The 19,208-nt window shown below is 39.7% G+C and carries 20 protein-coding genes and 1 other RNA gene; 5 read left to right on the top strand and 16 right to left on the bottom strand.

Going from position 1 to position 19,208, the window contains the following annotated elements:
• Window positions 1-8 precede the first annotated feature (8 nt).
• The 10 genes from OO7_RS16240 to smpB form a co-directional block, all read right to left on the bottom strand.
• The gene (locus OO7_RS16240) at window positions 9-761 is read right to left on the bottom strand and encodes a glycine zipper domain-containing protein (protein ID WP_008916279.1); all 753 of its coding nucleotides are present in this window, start codon (window positions 759-761) and stop codon (window positions 9-11) included.
• Between the two features lie 5 nt (window positions 762-766).
• Complete coding sequence (locus OO7_RS12435) at window positions 767-1,162, bottom strand: hypothetical protein (protein ID WP_008916278.1); 396 nt, start codon at window positions 1,160-1,162, stop codon at window positions 767-769.
• 10 nt (window positions 1,163-1,172) lie between these two features.
• A complete protein-coding gene (locus tag OO7_RS12430; protein ID WP_008916277.1) occupies window positions 1,173-1,733 on the bottom strand; it encodes a recombinase family protein in 561 nt (186 codons plus the stop codon).
• Between the two features lie 250 nt (window positions 1,734-1,983).
• On the bottom strand, window positions 1,984-2,415 hold the full coding sequence (locus OO7_RS12425) for a JAB domain-containing protein (protein ID WP_008916276.1): 432 nt from the start codon (window positions 2,413-2,415) through the stop codon (window positions 1,984-1,986).
• 73 nt (window positions 2,416-2,488) lie between these two features.
• The gene (locus OO7_RS12420; RefSeq protein WP_008916275.1) at window positions 2,489-2,800 is read right to left on the bottom strand and encodes a hypothetical protein; all 312 of its coding nucleotides are present in this window, start codon (window positions 2,798-2,800) and stop codon (window positions 2,489-2,491) included.
• A gap of 142 nt (window positions 2,801-2,942) precedes the next feature.
• Window positions 2,943-5,399 (bottom strand): phage/plasmid primase, P4 family, encoded by a 2,457-nt coding sequence (locus tag OO7_RS12415; RefSeq protein WP_008916274.1) that lies wholly within the window; start codon window positions 5,397-5,399, stop codon window positions 2,943-2,945.
• Window positions 5,400-5,652: 253 nt separating this feature from the next.
• The gene (locus OO7_RS12410) at window positions 5,653-6,393 is read right to left on the bottom strand and encodes a site-specific integrase (protein ID WP_169337387.1); all 741 of its coding nucleotides are present in this window, start codon (window positions 6,391-6,393) and stop codon (window positions 5,653-5,655) included.
• Between the two features lie 359 nt (window positions 6,394-6,752).
• Window positions 6,753-7,349, bottom strand: coding sequence for a hypothetical protein (locus tag OO7_RS12405; protein ID WP_156823146.1), 597 nt, complete (start codon window positions 7,347-7,349; stop codon window positions 6,753-6,755).
• Between the two features lie 73 nt (window positions 7,350-7,422).
• Window positions 7,423-7,786: a transfer-messenger RNA gene (gene ssrA / locus OO7_RS16555) on the bottom strand.
• Between the two features lie 48 nt (window positions 7,787-7,834).
• Window positions 7,835-8,317: an SsrA-binding protein SmpB gene (gene smpB / locus OO7_RS12400; protein ID WP_008916271.1), complete on the bottom strand. Its 483-nt coding sequence runs from the start codon at window positions 8,315-8,317 to the stop codon at window positions 7,835-7,837.
• A gap of 154 nt (window positions 8,318-8,471) precedes the next feature.
• Between smpB and OO7_RS12395 the strand changes: the two genes are divergently transcribed.
• Window positions 8,472-8,906 carry a type II toxin-antitoxin system RatA family toxin gene (locus OO7_RS12395; protein WP_008916270.1) on the top strand — a complete coding sequence of 145 codons (435 nt, stop codon included), beginning with the start codon at window positions 8,472-8,474 and terminating at the stop codon, window positions 8,904-8,906.
• Window positions 8,899-9,192 carry an RnfH family protein gene (locus tag OO7_RS12390; protein ID WP_008916269.1) on the top strand — a complete coding sequence of 98 codons (294 nt, stop codon included), beginning with the start codon at window positions 8,899-8,901 and terminating at the stop codon, window positions 9,190-9,192. The genes OO7_RS12395 and OO7_RS12390 overlap by 8 nt, the downstream gene beginning before the upstream one ends.
• Before the next feature lie 158 nt (window positions 9,193-9,350).
• Here the strand turns inward: OO7_RS12390 and bamE are convergent, their stop codons facing one another.
• From bamE to nadK, 3 genes are all read right to left on the bottom strand, one after another.
• Window positions 9,351-9,848 (bottom strand): outer membrane protein assembly factor BamE, encoded by a 498-nt coding sequence (bamE, locus tag OO7_RS12385; protein WP_008916268.1) that lies wholly within the window; start codon window positions 9,846-9,848, stop codon window positions 9,351-9,353.
• A 112-nt stretch (window positions 9,849-9,960) separates the two neighbouring features.
• The gene (gene recN, locus OO7_RS12380; RefSeq protein ID WP_008916267.1) at window positions 9,961-11,622 is read right to left on the bottom strand and encodes a DNA repair protein RecN; all 1,662 of its coding nucleotides are present in this window, start codon (window positions 11,620-11,622) and stop codon (window positions 9,961-9,963) included.
• 84 nt (window positions 11,623-11,706) lie between these two features.
• Window positions 11,707-12,606, bottom strand: coding sequence for an NAD(+) kinase (gene nadK / locus OO7_RS12375; RefSeq protein ID WP_043892895.1), 900 nt, complete (start codon window positions 12,604-12,606; stop codon window positions 11,707-11,709).
• A 101-nt stretch (window positions 12,607-12,707) separates the two neighbouring features.
• On the opposite strand from nadK, the gene grpE reads away from it, so the two are divergent.
• Entirely contained in the window at window positions 12,708-13,298 is a 591-nt protein-coding gene (grpE, locus tag OO7_RS12370) for a nucleotide exchange factor GrpE (protein ID WP_008916265.1), read from the top strand.
• Between the two features lie 61 nt (window positions 13,299-13,359).
• Here grpE and ung read toward each other — a convergent pair whose 3' ends face one another.
• Complete coding sequence (gene ung, locus OO7_RS12365) at window positions 13,360-14,040, bottom strand: uracil-DNA glycosylase (protein WP_008916264.1); 681 nt, start codon at window positions 14,038-14,040, stop codon at window positions 13,360-13,362.
• 319 nt (window positions 14,041-14,359) lie between these two features.
• Between ung and grcA the strand changes: the two genes are divergently transcribed.
• Both grcA and OO7_RS12355 read left to right on the top strand, forming a co-directional pair.
• The gene (gene grcA, locus OO7_RS12360; protein ID WP_008916263.1) at window positions 14,360-14,743 is read left to right on the top strand and encodes an autonomous glycyl radical cofactor GrcA; all 384 of its coding nucleotides are present in this window, start codon (window positions 14,360-14,362) and stop codon (window positions 14,741-14,743) included.
• A 148-nt stretch (window positions 14,744-14,891) separates the two neighbouring features.
• Entirely contained in the window at window positions 14,892-16,367 is a 1,476-nt protein-coding gene (locus OO7_RS12355; RefSeq protein WP_008916262.1) for a Tle-like phospholipase domain-containing protein, read from the top strand.
• A 71-nt stretch (window positions 16,368-16,438) separates the two neighbouring features.
• Here OO7_RS12355 and srmB read toward each other — a convergent pair whose 3' ends face one another.
• Together srmB and gltS are read right to left on the bottom strand one after the other, a co-directional pair.
• On the bottom strand, window positions 16,439-17,779 hold the full coding sequence (gene srmB, locus OO7_RS12350) for an ATP-dependent RNA helicase SrmB (protein ID WP_008916261.1): 1,341 nt from the start codon (window positions 17,777-17,779) through the stop codon (window positions 16,439-16,441).
• A 147-nt stretch (window positions 17,780-17,926) separates the two neighbouring features.
• Window positions 17,927-19,132 (bottom strand): sodium/glutamate symporter, encoded by a 1,206-nt coding sequence (gene gltS, locus OO7_RS12345; RefSeq protein ID WP_008916260.1) that lies wholly within the window; start codon window positions 19,130-19,132, stop codon window positions 17,927-17,929.
• Window positions 19,133-19,208 lie beyond the last annotated feature (76 nt).

The following is a 19,208-nucleotide window of genomic DNA, read 5'->3' as shown; positions in this document are numbered from 1 at the left end:
ACATTTATTTATTTTTGCGTATTATCTTTCGGTTTTATAAACCCTTGACCTGCAAGATTGCCAATTTGTTTGCCGAATACCTTGCCTGCGGCAGCTCCAATTCCACCACCAATGATTGTACCAACACCGGGGAGGATGAATGAACCAATGATTGCACCTGCTTTGGCTCCCGCAACAAAGCCGCCTACGTTACCTGCCAATTCGCCATACTTCGCTTCCTTACTGTCAATTTGACCAGAAACAACACCAATATCAACGTTAACTTGCAGGATCTCATCAAAGTTATCACAGGGAAGGTTGGCAAGTTGATAATTGGAAAAGTCAGCTAATAACTTGTTAGGTGGTACACCTTGGTTAATGAGTTCATCACAGACGCCAAGCACTAAGTCAAGACCAAACCCACGGTATAAACGAGTGATCTTTCTAACCAGTGGATTCTCATCATATTGTTTAGTGATGGTGTCTCGTATAGTTTTACCCAGTGGGTTTGAAAATAGATTATAGAGATGAGCAGCTTGACTTAGCCAATTATCATTATCCGCTAGCATAGCTGTAACTGTATTGATGCTTTTCTCTCTTTGCTCATCAGTTAGTTTTAAGTGGATATAAAGCTCCGAATTGTTCGCTTCGCAAAGTGATTTGCACAGTGTGTAGGGTATATCGACAAGACTGTCAGTATCTTCTTCTTTTTCAATGATTTCGGTAGCCTGCATTATCATAATAGTTAATGCAGTAGCTTCAATGCGTTGAAAGTCATCCATGTTAACTACCCCAGAAATTTATGAAAGAAACTAGACAATCCATCAACGTGTTCGTCAGTGAGATTATCCCCAATCATTGAGATATGTTCAGATGAACCATCGACAACATCATGCAACGTCATACCTTGAAAATCGGGTATAGACATGGCTTGAAATGAACCTGTTGAACTTAAGTAGTCAACGCCACCAAAGACATTGGGTCTCGCAAAGCCTTCTAGCTGTCCCATATCACCGTGAAACACCTCGGTATCGCCTAAGGTACTAGTGTGGCCTAGGGAATCTCCAGTTGCTCCAGAGAGGTTATAACCACCGAATACGTTTGGCATTGCTGAACCTACATACTGACCATCTTTCATGAAAGAGATACGACCTGCAAAGTTTGTCATTGTATAAAATGCCATGATAATTTCCTTATAATGAAAGTCTATTTGAGTTACTTTTAACTATGCGATAGATGCTGGTAATACTGATATCAAGTTGTTTTGAAATAGCAGGTTTTGTTGCTCCTTGAGCTAGTAGCTTCAAAACTTCCGCTGTTTTGGCTCTTGCGGTTGCTTTTCTCCCTGTATACCGACCAAGTTGTTTAGCTAGTGCAATTCCTTCTGCTTGGCGTTCTAACATGATTTCACGCTCAAACGTTGCAATAGCACCTATCATTGTAAGCATTAGCTTACCTGTTGGGGTGTCTGTATCTATACCTATATTCATAATTAATAACCGTACTTTTTTTGTTTCTAAGTAAGCGGATATTTCTAGTAAATGCTTTGTATTGCGAGCAAGCCGATCAAGTTTTGTCACTTTAACTGTGTCACCTTCACGAACGTAATCGAGTAGGGCTGCAAGCTCTGGGCGATTATCTTTTGCCCCACTGATGATTTCTTTAAATATCTTGTCACAACCGTGTAATGCATTAAGTTGAGCATCGAGGCTTTGACCTCGGGTTGATACACGAGCGTAGCCGACAATTGCCACGAAATCCTCCTTACCTACCAATAGGGCATGGTATGATGAAAAACCACGCCAAATCAGAAAAGAGACCTTTTGGTATGGTTTCGTCACTTATTGAATGGTTTGGCTGGTGGCATGACTTTAAAGCATGCTTATTGGTAGGGGTGATAATGAAATTTAAGTTAGGTTTAGTTGTATGCAGCCGATACAACTTTTAGTAGATGAAAGGCGAATGTGATAAGCCCTTTTATTAATGCTGTGAGGAGGATTGCTTTCATAGCAGGCCTTTTTCAGCAAATGACATTGTTTCTCCACCAGCCACAATAATGTGATCAAGCAGCGTTATGTCGAACAACTGCATGACTGTTTTCAGCTTATCGGTAACTTTAATATCGCTTTTTGATGGCGTTACCGTACCAGAAGGGTGGTTATGGGCACAGATAATGTTGGCGGCGTTGAGTTTTAAGGCTAGTTTTGCTATTTCACGAGGATAGACGTTTGTGTGATTAATCGTGCCGTTAAACATCTCAACGTACTGTATGACGTGATTTTGAGCATTCAGATAGATTACTGAAAACACTTCTTGTTCCTTATCACCGAGTTGAACAGCGAGAAAGTCATAAGTATCTTGCGGGGAGGTGAGTTGGTCAGTAAAGTAAAGACGGTTGGATAAGTATTCTCGAACTTCATTAATTTTTGCTTGCATGGCTAGCTCCTGTGGTTAATTCAACTTACTTATACCGGGAGCTAGCACTACTAATTAAAAAGCAGGGTTACCACTATTCGTTCAACCACGATAAATATGGGTATTCTGCCGACAGTGGACGCGTTACACCTTTAGTATCTTGGATAAAAACATCAACGTCACCGTATGCTTGCAATCGTGTCTTGATTGTATGCAAAAGAGAAAGCCCAGCAGACTCTGAGTAATTATAAACAGCAAACCCTCCTTTAAAGTGTTTGTAGAGCACAGCTTCAATATCTTCTGGTATTCGGGTTCGGTCATCGCGGTAGAAGTCGATATCATAGGCAGGTTCGCCCATCACAGTATAGAATCTTGTTGGCATCATGATGGCTTTATGTTTTGGCATTTTAAATTCTCCTTTATGGCGCTACCCTCCACTAATATAAGTGAAGAGTAGCAGTGCTGAACTTTCAGCATTTCTTTAAACTTTCCATAGAAAGAATTCACAGAAAAAGTTTACTAATATGCCGTTTAATCGGCACTCAAGGTTAGACTACAAAGATCGGGTTGATCACTTTATGAGTACTCAGCGGAGCCAAGTCAGGGTCAAGTAAGGCAATACCTCTAAATCCCGCCTTGTTATTCCGTCTGACTTTCTCGAAGCCACGTTCGACCATTTTCTTCGTGAAAATCCGTTGCGTCATTCGCCACTCATTACCTTCATTGGCAAAACTTAAAAACGCTTGATAAAGTTCGCTGGCTGCAGTGTAAGCATCCGGTTCTTGCAGACAACCTTCAAGAAATTCACCAATGAGGTCGCTTTCTTGGCGGTACTCATCGTTAGCCGCAATAACCGCAGCAGGGAGTGAGCGTTTAAGGCCTTCTGCATGCCATGCTTGTACGCCTTCCAGTGCCCAATTCAAGATCCCTTGCAGCTCTTTTCCTAATTTTACAGGTAATTCTGGGTCAATCTGAGCTGCCGTGAAGTTTGCCGCAAAAGGAATTAAGCACATCCGCCGCCACATGCCGTGAGACATATCGTAAATGGCAGGCTTGTGGTTACCGATAATCACTAGGCTGAATTGTGAATAAAATTCCAGCTCGTGTTTGCCGTAGACCTGTCTAGCGACTATAATATCGCCGCCTGTCATGCTTTTAATGAGCGTGTCATCAAGGCGACCATTTTCAGGCAACTCATTGGCAACGACTAAGCGTTTCCCCGGTAACTTGGCTAAAGAGGCATTAGGACCTCCGCTGTTTTTATTCATCATGAGCACGTCACTGTTTATCTGTGTCGCATAGCTGCCCATCAGTGACTGAATAATCTGAATGAACGTGGATTTGCCATTGCTGCCGTGACCGTAGAAGAAAAACAAGAGCTGTTCATCTGTTCGACCTGCTAAGAAGTAGCCCACCAGCCGTTGCAAGAAGCTAGCGAGTTCAGTATCGCCGACGGTGATATCATTAATGAATCGCTCCCATGTTGGACATTTTGCATTCGGATTGAAATCAACTGGCGTATAACGTGTGATAAGGTTTAGACGGCGGTTCTCACGGTATTCACCCGTGTTTAAGTCTATAACGCCGTTACCCACCCCGAGTAACATTGGATCAGCGTCAAGGTCAACCATACACACTTCCAATTTAGGCTTCACCAATTCAATCATCGCCTTTAACTTCGGTAGGTTATGAAGTTGTATGGCTGCTTTTATCAGTTGAGTACCTTTGGTGTCGTCGTCTGCAAGCACTTTATGACCTTCTGCTAGCATGTCAGCGGCAACTTGCTTGGCGTACTCCATGACCTGAACACTAGCCGGCTTCCATTGATTATCAACAAAATGGATGAAGCTGTCAGTTTCACGAACATAGCGTAAATTATGACCAAACAGACGGGCAAGACGGTTAGCATTACCTACGTCATTGAAGCCTTCAGCACCGCAGGAGTTCGGTAGATTGCTAACGGGCGTTTCTATGAGAGGTATAAATGTTTGCTCAGCTTCGAGTGCTTGCCAATCGCCACCTTCACGAATAAATTCATCAATATCGCTGCCACGTTCTGGCACAATGTAATGCGTTGCGGATGGGAATTTAGAACGGTATCGGTCACCAGCATCATCATTATCAAAGTAAGTATTGATAGAACGTCTCAGAGAATTGATATAATCAACTTGCGATTGGCTAAGTGAGCCGATGGATGCAAGTACGGGGCCTGTATATCCTGCTTCAATTAGCGTCAAGGCGTCATTTTCACCTTCAACAAGTGCAATCGTTCCGGGCTTTTCCAGTGTTTGCTGCCCATACCAATGTGCCTCTGGCAACCAGTATTTTTTCGGTTGCTGATACTTGAAGGTTTTTTTCGGATCTTTAAAGGTAAAGCGAACGATCCTTCCATTGTCAAAGTGTGGGTAGACGTACACTCCCTCGGGCACAAAATCGATAATCCGACCATTAACTTCACGAAACATACCGGTAGCTAAGAGGGTTTTATCATCATATTTACCGGATAATGTGGCGTAGCACTGCCCATCTGCAATACCGATATGGTGCTGTTCAAGTAGTAGCTGTGAGTGTCCACGCTGCTCAACTTGATAATTTAATGCTTCGTCAACCAGATTTTTGGCATAATGCAGGGCAATATCCATGAACACGCTTGAAATCACGTTATGATCTCGGTTATCTTCCTCGACGATTTCTATGGGGGTGACTGATGGAATTTCACTCGACATACGAGATAGATAGCGAGCGGCTTCAAACACACTTCTTAAACCTAATACTTTTTGAATGAGGTCAAGTACACCACCGTGTTCTTCACAAGAATAGCAATGGTATTGGTTGCTATCAGCATGAAAGCGAAAAGCATTTTTATGTCCACAGAATGGACAGGTCTCATCTTCTGGCTCTAGGGTGTCTGAACCACAAGGAGATATGCTTATATCAGTTAGTTTAGTGAAAACATCGTAGATAGGATAATTGTTGTTCAATGAGTTAAAATCATACTGAAGCATGATTAATCTCCGCTACTTCCAAGTAGTAGCGTACTTTATATAGAAGCCATATATTTCAACATATTAAAGCTTCTTTTCAGAGATTTGTATCTCTTCGTAATTTAGAGCAGCTACAAACTGCTCTTGGGTAAATTAACCGATCACTAAACTATCTGTAAAGCTTTATTTTTTTATGAAACGATTCAAATTGAGATTTGCTATGTGGTAACAGCGAAATCATGAGTGTAAAGAATTGTCAGCTTGTGACTTTGTTTCAGTGGAAGATATCCAATGTTTCATAAGGCTTTACCTGAGCAATAATGGCTGAAAAATCGAGCTTATTAACCAGTTCATGCATAGCTTGTTGTTCCTTTGGTAAGGCTTTACCGTAAGAACTGGTTTGGTGCCCCATAATCTTATTCAAATACTCATCGGAAGGATGCAGAGCAAGCAGCTTATCTCTAAAGTAATGCCGAAAGCTATAGAGGGTAACATGCTTAAGGAGCGATTGTTTGTCTCGTAAATTATGGTTGAACCATTCACCGGGCTTGGTCGCAAAAGAGTCTTGAATGAGCATAATTTCAGGGAACAGACGTGTACCTTCACAAGGGGTGCCAGCCTTATCTTTCACAAACACCAAGAAGCCTAAGTCAATAAGTTGTTGATGGATTGGGATGTAGCGTTTGGCATTCGGTGTTTTCAACCGCTGTTTTTCATATCGGTTATCCACACGAATACACCAAATGTCATTTACCTTTTCAACGTCATTAGTGAACAACTGGCAAGCTTCACCGGGGCGCATACCCGTAAATAAACACAATAGCGGTAACCAAAAATGGTAAGGCTGCTGTATCTTTTTGGTTTTGACGCCTTGATGCATCGTAAACAGGGGATGCTGAAAAACTTGTATAGCTTCCTCTTCAGTGATGACGGCTCTATCGTCTTTATGGTTAACCCGTGGAGCCGGAAGCGGCTCTTGAGGGATAGGATTGTAGGTTAAATACCCTAAGGACACTATCCAATCAAAAAACTGGGATACTTTTTGCAGGTGTGAATTCGCCGTTTCTACCGATATGATTTGAGCGTGTGGATGTTTTTTTATGATTTCACTCAGTGGCTGTGCCAGCATCTCTTTTGTTTTAATCCCGATAGGAAAGGTCTTTAAGCACTCTCGAAAATGTCTGCCTTGCTCGGGTGTAATCGTATCAATAAGCACATCACCAAAGTAGCTAATTGCTAAGGCGAGGCATTGAGCATACTTATTTTGGGTCTTTTGGCTGTGCCCTTTTTGTTGGCTTTCTTCTTGATATTCGCTAATCAGTTTAGATAGGGGATAACGAGGCTTATCATCAATGATTGATTCAGCCGCAAAAGTTACGGGGGGCTTAGCCAGTCAGGTGTTGGGTTTGATAAATACGTATTGAGTCGTTGATAGTGCTGCAAAGAGGCTTGGTCAACCATAAGAGCCAGTTGCTGATAGTCTTGTTCGGTTAAGTCAGAGGTGATATCCGATTGTTGCTCTTGGATTTCATCTAATAACGTGGCAGCTATTCTCTGGTTTTTGGCATTGTCCCGATACTCTTTTTTAATAATACGTTTGTGATGAAACTCAATAAGCCCCGTTGCGACGTGCTGTAAATCATTGAGTTCATCAATTCCCTTATCAAGGTTGCCATGAAAATCATCCATTTCACGCTGCCACCATCTGTTGACTAATAACTTGAGTTGCTGCTGAAAAAAGGCAATGTGTTCCTTGGTCATTTTCGGGCTTCCTGAATATTGGACTTGCCAGTGATTATATTGACTATTGAGGATTAAGGCTAATGATCGAGCTGCATGCAGTTGCTTAGTTTTGAGGCTTAAACGGATGTCATAGCGAGCGTTCGTGGTCGGAATGGTTTTACGAAACCACCACGTATTAGCACGTTGGTAAAGGTAGTGGGGGAGTTTTAATGTCGTCATGCGGTACATTCCTGCGGCACAATTTCGACATGATAGAAAGAAAAACGACCTGAAACTTGTTAAGAATCAGGTCGTTAGATAGTGGTGGAGCTGGCGGGAGTTGAACCCGCGTCCGAAATTTCTACATCCTCGGTACTACATGCTTAGTCTAATCTTTAAATTCATTTGCCCGCTGCGGATAGACACGCCACGAACAAACTAGCTTGATTAGATTTAACGCTTCAACCCCAAGCTAGGTATTCACGCGATCTCTTTTGGGTTTGACCTCTCTTGATCCCCGTCTTAAGAGCGGAAGCTAGGGAGAGAGGGCTCTAAGCAGGTTATTAAGCTGCTAGTGCGTAGTTTTCGTCGTTTGCGACTATTTTTTTGCGGCTTTTTACGAGGCCAACCGCCCCTCGGCATGCACCTTGGGTTTCGCAAATCCCGTCGAATCCAGAATCAGCCCCAAGTTGTTAAGCGCAGTATAACAGAAAGTTATGCTAAAAAGCTAGAAGTTAGCGATTAGAATGTTTCATTATACGTGCTTTATCTAATTGCCATTCGCGATCTTTTATATCAGAACGCTTGTCGTGTGCCTTTTTACCTTTAGCAACGCCAATTTTAACTTTACACCAAGCGTTTTTCCAATAAAGGGAAAGAGCAATGACAGTATAGCCATCGCGGTTTACACGACCATAAAGTGTATCTAACTCTCGTTGGTTAAGTAATAGCTTCCTACTACGAGTTGGATCACAAACTACATGAGATGATGCAACATTTAATGGCGTTATATTAGCGCCAAATAAGTAAGCTTCACCATCTCTCAGTAAGACGTAACTATCACCAATATTTGCTTTGCCAGCACGTAGTGATTTAACTTCCCAACCCTGTAAGGATAGGCCAGCCTCGAACTCTTCTTCGATAGAATATTCGTGGCGAGCACGTTTGTTCAAGGCAATTGTTGCCGAACCGGGTTTATAAGCTTTTTTCTTTGTCATAGTTTGCTCATTATACTGTAAGCCGAAGTGAAATAAATCATTCCGTGCTTAAAAATGTGCCGATTGTGCAATTATTGTTCTCAACGGGTTTTGTTTTTTGTGTAACCTACTAATAGTGGTATTATAAGCGCAGTTTTTGGGGATAGGAATTGATATGCCACAGATTAGTCGCTCTGCATTAGTACCTTTTAGCGCGGAACAAATGTACAACCTTGTCAATGATGTTGTTGCATATCCGAGTTTTTTACCTGGATGTGTTGGTAGCCGTATTATTAGCCATCAGGATGATGAAATGACGGCTGCTGTTGAAGTCTCAAAAGCGGGTATAAGTAAGACATTTGTGACTAAAAACACGCTAGAAAATAACAAGTGTATTCATATGCAATTGGTTGAAGGGCCTTTTCGTAAATTAGCCGGTGGATGGCATTTTATTCCATTGAGTCCAGATGCCTGTAAAATTGAGTTTCAGCTTGATTTCGAATTTTCGAATAAATTAATAGAACTAGCATTTGGTAAAATTTTTAAAGAGCTTGCTAATAATATGGTGCAAGCTTTTACGGTAAGAGCTAAGGATGTTTATCGTGTCTGATTTAAATGTTGAAGTGACTTACGCATTACCTGAAAAACAATATTTATTATCAGTAAAAGTCGTAGAAGGTTCAACGATTGAAGATGCAATTGTCGCCTCTGGCATTCTTGCTTTGAGAACAGATATTGATCTGAAGAAAAATAAGGTTGGTATCTATAGTCGCCCTGCGAAGTTAGGTGATGTATTACAAGATGGTGATCGCGTTGAAATTTATCGTCCTTTGATTGCAGATCCTAAAGAGTTACGCCGAAAAAGAGCTGAAAAGTCTAAAGAGAATAAAAAGTAATTATTCTTTAGCTTTCTAATAAGCCGAGTATAGACTCGGTTTTTTTGTTTTAAATTTACGATAAATAATGTCACTAATAACGATAATAACTATCTGTTTTGTATTTTGACAGATAGTTATTATCTAATTAGCTGACAACAAAAAATTAATTTAAGTAATTATTTACTTAGCATTTTTTGTTTTTTGGGTGCTTCTGCTTCTACGACTTTTTCTTCATGTTGTGTATCAGCAGTTGGTTCAACCGAATTGGCTTGATTAACACTGCTTTCTGATGTATTTGATGAGGTATCCTGAATTTCAGTTTTCTCCATCATCTTCTGATCAGCAAGCGTCTTTTCGTTCTTCATTTCAGTTAAGATGCCATTACGATCGAAAATCAGAGTCAATGTCTCTTGTTGAACGGGATCATGTCCAAGTTCTTGGCGGAATACATAATACCAAGTTTGAGTACCAAATGGGTCGGTTAACATTGGTGTGCCCAAAGTATACGCGACCTGTTGCTGAGTCATTCCTTTTTGGATCTTAGCAACATCTTTCGCTGTCAGGTAATTACCTTGGTTAATGTCAGGGTGATAGACAAGACGTTCCATCATTGAGCAGCCCGAAGACATTAATGCGAGTGATAGTGCAACAGCAGTTAACAGTTTATAACGCATGGATATCTCATTCCTTTTGGAGTCAGAACATCAATGATAATCGACATTGATACAATTTAAAACCTTCCATATTGACTCTAAGACCACATGAGAGCAAAAAAGTTGTCAAAATTTATGCTGCAAGCAGTTCTTTTGCATTTGCGAGTGTGTTTTTAGTCACCTCACTTCCTGCTAAAAGGCGAGCAATTTCTTGTAATCGTGCTTTTTTATCAAGTAATTTCATGTGAGTTTCTGTTTCAATACCGTTTGTTTCTTTAGTCACATAAAAATGGTGATGACCACATCCGGCAACTTGCGGTAAGTGTGTAACGCACATAACTTGAGTTGATTCACCAAGTTCTCGTAATAATCTGCCTACGATTGCGGCTGTAGGACCACTAATACCAACATCAACTTCATCAAAAATTAAAGCTGGCGTATCCATTTTTTTCGCTGTAATTACTTGAATGGCTAATGCAATTCGAGATAGTTCACCTCCAGATGCAACTTTTGCGAGTGCTTGATGTGGTTGGCCTGGGTTTGTTGTGACATTAAACTCAACCTTACAAGCGCCGTCTGGCTGTAAGTTTTCTGGTGTGAATTTTACATCAATTGTGAACTTACCATGCGGCATAGATAACTGATGCATGCTATTGGTAATTAATTGACTTAATTCTTGAGCGTAATTTAATCTAATATGATGAAGCCTTTGCGCATATATCAGAGCTTGTTCATGATCTTTTTTAACTTGATTACTTAGAATTTCACAATCTTCATCCTGATTAATGAGCTGTTCTTGTTCTTCTAAAAATTGTTGGTATAGCTCAGGGAGAGCTTCAGGTGAAATATGGTGTTTTCGAGCAAGACTTATTTGTTTTGAAATACGTTGTTCTAATTCAAACAAACGATTTGGATCTAATTCATATTGTTCGCAATAGTGCCTTAACTCATCGCTTGCTTCGCTAACTTGGATAGAAGCTTCTTCTAGCATATCTAAAAGATTTGAAAACTTAGTATCTAAGGATGCTAATTCAGTGAGTTCATTTTTTGCCATATTAAGAAGGCTTAATACATTTGCATCATCATTATCAGATAAAATTTGCGTCGCATTTTGTCCAAGTGTTAAAAATTGGCCATAATTCGCTAATAGTTTATATTCCTGCTCGATACTTTCAAACTCACCTTGAATAGGTGAAAACTCACTCAGTTCTTTTAAGTGATAATCAAGTAATTGTTGCCGAGATTCACGTTCTTGCATTTGTTTTTGAAAAATAGCAAGTTGTTGGCAGGAATGGTGCCACGCTTGCCAAGATTGCTTCATTTGTGAAAGCAGCTCTTTTTGGTTGGCATAAGCATCTAACAGTGATTTTTGGTGATGGTTATCAAGTAATAATTGATGTGCATGTTGCCCATGAATTTGAATCAATAATGCGCCTAACTCACGTAATTGTGAAAGGGGAACGGCTGTACCATTTATAAAGCCACGGGAGCGCCCATCAAGGCTAATAGTGCGGCGTAGCAGGCATTCATTAAGATTATTAAGCTCGTGCTCAACCAGCCATTTAGCCGCAATATCGGCATCTGACAATGAGAAACGGGCACATAAGTCCGCGCGTTGTGCGCCTGGACGAACCATATTAGCATCACAGCGATTTCCTAAACAGAGACCAAGTGCGTCAATCGCAATGGATTTACCCGCGCCAGTTTCACCTGTAATCGTGGTCATACCGCTGCGAAAATCAATTTCAAGATCACGAACGATAGCAAAATTATTGATGGTAAGTTGGGTAAGCATCTTTGCTCTCCTGTGGAAATATACAACTGTATTTAAATACAGTGTATCCTGTTTTTTTATACAGTAAAGAGGAAGATGCAAAAATTAAAAAGTTTTTTTAGACCATCCTAATTTTGAGCTTAATGTATTGAAATAGTTATAATCTTTAGGATGAACGAGATTAAGGTTTTTGTTACTACGCTGTATGATAACTTCTTCACCATCTTGGATGGGGAGCATGATTTGGCTGTCACAACTGACTTCGTAATCAATATTATTACGTAAAAATTTAATACGAATGCTGCTATTACTGCTAATCACTAAAGGGCGTGATGAGAGGGTGTGTGGGAACATTGGTACCAGCACAATAGCATCAAGGTTTGGTGTTAAAATAGGGCCACCTGCGGATAGAGAATAAGCTGTAGATCCTGTTGGAGTAGCAATGATTAAGCCATCTGAGCGTTGGGAAAATGCAAATCGTTCGTCAATATAAACTTCAAATTCAATCATATGAGCGACTTTGCCTGGGTGCAATACTATTTCATTGATTGCACTACTGGTACGCGATTTTTGATTAGGTTTGATGACTTTCGCTTCTAATAAAAACCGTTGTTCCTCATGATATTCCCCTTCAAGAACACGAGAAAGTTGCTGTAAGGCGTTATCAGGGTCAAGGTCGGTGAGAAAGCCTAAATTACCGCGGTTAATCCCTATTACCTTATTATTATAACGGGATAAAACTCGCGCTGCACCGAGCATATTGCCATCACCACCAACGACAATAACTAAGTCTGCTTGTTGACCAATTTCAGTTAAATTGCCCATGCATGCATTTTTTAGTTTTAGGTCTTTTGCAACTTGTTTATCAATGATGGCATGATAATTTTTAGATTTCAGCCAATTATAGATCAGTTCATGTGTTGCTAAAGCTTCGGGATGGCGTGGGTGTCCAACTATGCCGATAGTTTGGAATAGTGGGGATTGCGTGCTTTTTTCCTTCCGCATATTTTTTTTGCCTCTCATTGTATGACTTCCCTTGAATCCCTGTTTTATATCCCCATAATACTCTAATAGATAGGTTTAATGCTAAATACGCGGAGATATTCATGAGTAATAAAGACAACAATAGACATGATAAGCGAGACCATGAGTTACATGAAGAGCAAATGAGCGAGGAATTAGAACTAAATTCTGATGCTCAGGCTGAAGAAGAACAAGATGTGCAAGCATTAGTTGAGCGTATTGCTGAACTTGAAGAACAACTTGCCATTTCACAGAAAGCGGAACGCGAAGCAATGATCCGCGCACATGCTGAAGTTGAAAATATTCGTCGTCGTACAGAACAAGATGTTGAAAAGGCACATAAATTTGCGCTTGAAAAATTCTCAAATGAGTTGTTGCCAGTCATTGATAATTTAGAGCGCGCGATTGAAGCAGCAGATCATGAAGATGAACATTCGAAAGCAATGTTGGAAGGGTTAGATTTAACGCTGAAAACATTTTTGAATGCAGTGAATAAATTTGGTATTGAAGTTGTTTCTGAGAAAAATGTGCCTTTTAACCCTGAAGTTCATCAGGCAATGACGATGATCCCATCTCCAGAGCATCAACCAAATCATGTTATGGATGTAATGCAAAAAGGCTATACTTTAAATGGTCGTTTATTAAGACCTGCTATGGTTGTTGTCTCTAAATAATTGGCGGCAATAATGCTAATTTATCGAGGAATAGCGCTATTCCTCGATTTATCGCTTTCGGTTACTCTGGAATAACGGGAGCCCAATCTATTGGTGTTTGGCCTTGTTGTTGGAGTAATTCATTCGTTTTTGAAAAATGTTTACAGCCTAAGAAGCCACGGTGAGCTGAAAGTGGTGAAGGGTGTGGCGCTTTCAATATATGATGACGTTTAGGATCAATCATGCGCCCTTTTTTCTGAGCATGAGAGCCCCATAATAAGAAAACGATGCCTTCTCTATGCGCGTTGATTGCTTCAATCACTTTGTCTGTAAATGTTTCCCAACCTAAATGTGCATGTGAATGTGCTTTTCCTTGCTCAACAGTTAATACTGTATTGAGTAACAATACACCTTGTTGTGCCCAGCTTAATAAATAGCCATGTTGAGGGCGTTTAAAGCCGGGTATATCCGATTCTAATTCTTTATACATGTTGACTAATGATGGCGGTGGCTTGATGCCCGGTAGCACGGAAAAAGAGAGTCCATGCGCTTGTCCTAATCCATGATAAGGATCTTGTCCTAAAATGACGACCTTGATATCGGCAAGCTCCGTGTAGCGAAAAGCATTAAATACGTCTTTTTGTGGTGGGAAAATAGTTTTTCCGTTTTGTCGCTCATGTGCTACATAAGCCAAAGTCTCTTGAAAATAAGGTTGTTCTTTCTCTAAGCCAATGACATCGTGCCAATTTGGTGGAGTTGACATGAAAATTCCTATAGCAGCTAAATTATAGTGATAAGCTTACTGGTTCATTCGGCAGAGATAAAGAGATGTAGCAGACTATTTTATTTAAATTTTTTTGAAATTTAACGAAAAAATTTGATTTAGCCAAAATATAAAAATTGATTTAAAACATGATGTTGACTGGTGATGAGATGTTTACCCCTAGAAACTATTGATAAATATCAAAGAAATCGCAAGTTTATACTGGTATATAATAGTCAGATACATTGGTTAGACCAAATACCCAATTGATTATTGAATAAAGGATTGATCTTAATCCAACCCGAACGTGGAGGTCGACATGATTACTGGTATTCAAATTACTAAAACTGATAATGCAGCGCTTTTGAACTCTTTCTGGTTATTAGATGAAGAGAAAAATGAAGCCCGTTGTGTTTGTGCAAAAGCGGATTACAATGAAGGACAAGTTGTTGCTAAAGATGAATTAGGTGCTTTTGAGTATCGCGAAGTTCCTTTAGAAGTTAAACCAACTGTTCGCGTTGAAGGTGGGCAGCATTTAAACGTGAACGTATTAAGTCGTGAAACTTTAGAAGACGCTGTTAAAAATCCTGAAAAGTATCCTCAACTGACAATTCGTGTTTCTGGTTATGCAGTACGTTTTAACTCACTGACTCCAGAGCAACAACGCGATGTAATTACTCGTACTTTTACTGAAAGCCTGTAATTTAAGATCTAATTATTAGTTTATTATCTATAAAGCCATTGAATAGAATGGCTTTTTTTATTCCTGTCTAATAAAGTAAAGTCTTTTATTTCTCTCTAATCTTTCTTTTAATCCTTTCTCCTGCTCTATCATTGTTTGGGAGAATCTAATGGATTCAATTAATCAAATAATCTCGTCTCAAATTATTGAAGATGATTTTTTAATTATCAATGAAAGTTTGAATATTCATCAGCAAAAAGAGACGTCATATGCATTATGTTCTATGAAAAATAAATGGCCAAATTCGTTATCGCAAGCTCAGTTTTGGGGGAAGAATTCGCAGCCTTTGGATTATCTGCTTGGTTTAATTGCGAAGGGAACTTATTGGAATAACTGGACTTTCATGCATGGAGTTGAGCGGCTCAATCATCAGCAATTGCAGGAATTAGGCATTGAGCCAATACATCTACGAGACAAAACTACGGGTTTTGAGTCTACTATTTGTAGATATCATGATTTGTATATTATTAGTTTTGCTGGAACAAATAACTTTACTGATATTTTTGCCGATATACGCCAAGCCGTTGGTCTTTATGAACCGCAATATTTTCAAGCGGCTGCTTTAGCCAATATTCTCTATCAAGTTTCAAAAGGCAACATGATTTGCACAGGGCATTCATTGGGTGGTGGGTTGGCAATATTTGCCGCGATTGTCAGTGGATGCCCATCTATCACCTTTAGCCCAGCTGGAATTGCTACTAATACAATAAAACGTTTAGGAATAGATTATGAGCAAGCAAAACAAAAAGCTAAGGCTGGATTATCTCGCTTTTATGTTGTGGAATATGATTGGTTGGATTGGTTGCAAACCTTTACCACTGCCCCTTCTGCATTAGGGCATAAAATAGTATTAAATTATTATGAAGAAGGAGGAAGTGCATTCGATAAATTTCCGCCTAATTTTTTCAGTAGAGTTTTTGTAGCTCATGCCATGGCAAAAATCTTGAAAATGATGTGCTATTTTGCGCCTTGGGCTCAAGCTGATAATTTAGCCATTAATGAAATAAATAATTTTATGGCTAACGGTATAAATGGATTAATGGATGAAATTGATTTAGCTAAGCTTGATGAGCGCGATTTGGTCAATTGGCAGGAAACATGTGAAAAATGCATAAAACAAAATAATGTTGATCTATTTACAAAATTAATTGAGCTTGAAAATAAACCTGTGGAAATGGATAGTTTAATTAGAAATGCAATCATGGCTAATAATAGCCAGTTTTTGGCGATACTTTTTGAATCTAAATATGCTAAAAAGATTAAGCAAAAACTTTTATCATCAGATGGGGCATATTTACATTTAGCAGCACAAAGTTGCCGAACTGATCAAATTGAAATGTTATTAATGCATGGATTGACAATTAATAAACTCAATAATGAGGGGAATACCGCATTGCATGAAGCTTTAATGAGTCATGCTCTTTTTGCAGCTGAATATTTATTGGAACATGGCGCTGATTGGCGCATTAAAAATCCTCAAGGTAATAATGGTTATGATGTCTTGGTTAATCATGTGATTACGGATGATATATTATCTCAAGAAGGTAAAGTATTACGTAAAAAATTATTCCAATTGATGCAATAAAACGATAATTGAATATTAAAAAGGGAACATATCTATTCCCTTTTTTGCATTAATCTCACAGTGGAATAAAATTATTCTGTTTTATTCGTCTGTTGTGATTCAGTTGCGCCAGAAGATTTACGACGTTTACCAATATTCTTTTTATCGCGCAGACGGACTTTTTCTTTCTTTTTACTCTCTTCGGCTTTTTTCTTCTCTTTACGCTTTGCTAACACTTTCTTAGATGGTTTTGGATTATTCAGCATCGCTTCTGAAGGCGCTTTAGTTGTTGGGCGTAAAGAGTCAATAACACGAATTTTGATTGTATCCTCAATGTAACGTGTTACTTTACCGAGTAATGGATAATCATGTGATTCGACAAGAGAAATAGCAGTGCCTTTGCGGCCTGCACGGCCTGTACGACCAATCCGGTGCAAGTAAACATCAGCGGTACGTGGCATATCAAAGTTGAAGACATGGCTAACATTATCAATGTCTAGCCCACGGGAGGCGACATCAGTTGCCACAAGGACTTTAACTTGCCCTGATGATAAACGGCGCACAGCTTCATTACGTTTTGCTTGTACCATTTCACCTTCAAGGTAGCAAGGCTCAATGCCAGCTTCACGTAACCATTGTACAACTTCACGAACTCGCTCACGTTTACGAACGAAAACGATAGATTTAGTGACGTCTTCTTGATTTATCAAATGGCGCAAAAGAGCAACTTTATGTTCTAGATTATCTGCACGATAATAAAACTGTTGGATTTTTTTACGCTCACGACGAGATGGATCTGCATCAAGCTCGATAGGATCTTCTAAAAGGCGCTCGGCAAAATCACGGATTGCTTCACCTTCTAATGTTGCAGAAAATAGCATGGTCTGTTTGCGCCAACGAGTTTCTCCTGCAATGGTTTCAATATCATTAGCAAAACCCATATCAAGCATACGGTCAGCTTCATCGAGGATCAGGATCTCTACAGCGCGACAATCAAAGTTTTCTTCTTTGATATATTGAAGCAAGCGACCCGTTGTTGCGACCACAATATCTTGGTTTTCACTGAAAACTTCTGCATGATTCATATAAGCGACACCACCTGTAATTGTGGCAATGTCGAGATGATTATATTTGCACAGCTCTTTTGCTTGATCTGCAACCTGCATTGCGAGTTCACGCGTTGGTGTTACCACAAGTACGCGTGGAGGACCTGATTTTTTTCTTGGAAAATCAAGTAAGTGTTGAATAGCTGGTAGTAAAAACGCAGCCGTTTTTCCTGTACCAGTGGGTGCTGAACCTAAAACGTCACGTCCATCCATAGCAGGAGGGATAGCCGAAGCCTGTATTGCTGTTGGGCGCTCATAGCCTTTATCTGCCAGCGCGTTAATTAGGCTTTCATCTAATTCTAGTTCAGAAAATGTGGTTGCAGTCATGATATACCTCTATTTGGGGCGCTGATTATAAACAGGTTAGCCAAATTGTTCATTTGAAATTTAGTAGAGTGTACCCGTTTTAGATATTAACGGGCAGTAATATCATGATAAATGGTGCTTTCTTATAGGAAGAAAGCACCTTAAAGATTAACTTAATATATTAATTAGCCATGTATGATATGGGATACCAACTAGATCAATCAGTACTGCACCGCTTAAAGGCACTATCATGAATGCTTTCATCGAAACATGTTTGTAGCGCTCACAAACGGATGACATGTTCGCCATGGCATTCGGTGTTGCACCTAGACCATGCCCTAATAAACCTGCGCACATTACTGCGGCATCATAGTTTTTGCCTAATAATCTAAAGATAACGAATATGACTAATAGAACCAATAGAACAACCTGAGCAAACAAAATAATAAAGAGTGGTAAAGCAACATCCTTAAGTTCCCAGATTTTTAAGGACATCATGGCCATTGTTAAGAATAAACCTAAAGAAACTTCTGAAATTAAATCAACGGATTTTTGGTTAATTTTAAAGAAATTTACTTGATCATTAATGTTGCGAATAACAATAGCAATAATCATTGCTCCAACATAACTCGGAAGAGAAAAGCCCGTTGCTTTAGTAAACTGAGCAGATGCAAATTGACCAATTACCATAATACCAAGTACTAAGGCGAGCATTTTTAAAAAAGCATGCGCATCAATGGAATCAATTTTTCCTGCAATGGTTTCTGTCATTTTAGGGCTAGAAACAGTTTCATCAGCTTGAATACGCACATTGAATTTTTTGATTAAAAAAGAAGCGACAGGACCACCAAGTAAGCTGCCTGTAATAAGTCCAAAGGTAGCCGCTGCAATCGCTGCAACAGTAGCCGATTGAACGCCAAGAGATTCAGCCATGCCACCAAATGCTGCAGCACCACCATGACCACCCGTTAATGACACTCCCCCAGCCATAATGCCAATGACAGGTTCAATTCCCAGCATATGAGCAAGTCCAGCACCAAAGCTATCTTGTAGGATGACAATAAACCAGCAAATGAAAAGGTAAGTGAAAAGCAGGCGTCCACCACTTCTTAAAATACGGAAACTTCCATCAATACCAATTGTGGTGAAAAATGCCACCATTAAGAATGTCTGTAAACTGGTGTCGAAATTAATTTCAGCAAGGTTGAAGGATTTTAGTCCCCAAATAATTAAACTGATAAGAAAACCACCAATAACAGGTGAGGGAATACAAAAATGCTGTAGCCATTCAATACGTTTTTTTAAGTGTATGCCCATAAGCAGGCATAATACTGTGAGTAGCAATGTCGTTAAGGTGTCTAGGTGTAGTGTCATGCTTTTCCCCTGAATAAATTTATACCGTTGCCTTTCTTGCTATAGCCGCGTTGGCTGCTCTTGCTCGCCCTAGTCA

It is taken from the genome of Providencia sneebia DSM 19967, from assembly GCF_000314895.2.
Taxonomy (GTDB): Bacteria; Pseudomonadota; Gammaproteobacteria; order Enterobacterales; family Enterobacteriaceae; genus Providencia; species Providencia sneebia.
This window is presented reverse-complemented; position numbering and strand designations above follow the sequence as displayed.

Excerpts from the sequence above, each read along its gene's own strand:
- OO7_RS16240 (WP_008916279.1), bottom strand. The coding sequence starts at position 761 with ATGGATGACTTTCAACGCATTGAAGCTACTGCATTAACTATTATGATA.
- OO7_RS12435 (WP_008916278.1), bottom strand. The coding sequence starts at position 1,162 with ATGGCATTTTATACAATGACAAACTTTGCAGGTCGTATCTCTTTCATG.
- OO7_RS12425 (WP_008916276.1), bottom strand. The coding sequence starts at position 2,415 with ATGCAAGCAAAAATTAATGAAGTTCGAGAATACTTATCCAACCGTCTT.
- OO7_RS12420 (WP_008916275.1), bottom strand. The coding sequence starts at position 2,800 with ATGCCAAAACATAAAGCCATCATGATGCCAACAAGATTCTATACTGTG.
- OO7_RS12415 (WP_008916274.1), bottom strand. The coding sequence starts at position 5,399 with ATGCTTCAGTATGATTTTAACTCATTGAACAACAATTATCCTATCTAC.
- OO7_RS12405 (WP_156823146.1), bottom strand. The coding sequence starts at position 7,349 with ATGTACCGCATGACGACATTAAAACTCCCCCACTACCTTTACCAACGT.
- smpB (WP_008916271.1), bottom strand. The coding sequence starts at position 8,317 with ATGACAAAGAAAAAAGCTTATAAACCCGGTTCGGCAACAATTGCCTTG.
- OO7_RS12395 (WP_008916270.1), top strand. The coding sequence starts at position 8,472 with ATGCCACAGATTAGTCGCTCTGCATTAGTACCTTTTAGCGCGGAACAA.
- bamE (WP_008916268.1), bottom strand. The coding sequence starts at position 9,848 with ATGCGTTATAAACTGTTAACTGCTGTTGCACTATCACTCGCATTAATG.
- recN (WP_008916267.1), bottom strand. The coding sequence starts at position 11,622 with ATGCTTACCCAACTTACCATCAATAATTTTGCTATCGTTCGTGATCTT.
- nadK (WP_043892895.1), bottom strand. The coding sequence starts at position 12,606 with ATGCGGAAGGAAAAAAGCACGCAATCCCCACTATTCCAAACTATCGGC.
- grpE (WP_008916265.1), top strand. The coding sequence starts at position 12,708 with ATGAGTAATAAAGACAACAATAGACATGATAAGCGAGACCATGAGTTA.
- ung (WP_008916264.1), bottom strand. The coding sequence starts at position 14,040 with ATGTCAACTCCACCAAATTGGCACGATGTCATTGGCTTAGAGAAAGAA.
- grcA (WP_008916263.1), top strand. The coding sequence starts at position 14,360 with ATGATTACTGGTATTCAAATTACTAAAACTGATAATGCAGCGCTTTTG.
- OO7_RS12355 (WP_008916262.1), top strand. The coding sequence starts at position 14,892 with ATGGATTCAATTAATCAAATAATCTCGTCTCAAATTATTGAAGATGAT.
- srmB (WP_008916261.1), bottom strand. The coding sequence starts at position 17,779 with ATGACTGCAACCACATTTTCTGAACTAGAATTAGATGAAAGCCTAATT.
- gltS (WP_008916260.1), bottom strand. The coding sequence starts at position 19,132 with ATGACACTACACCTAGACACCTTAACGACATTGCTACTCACAGTATTA.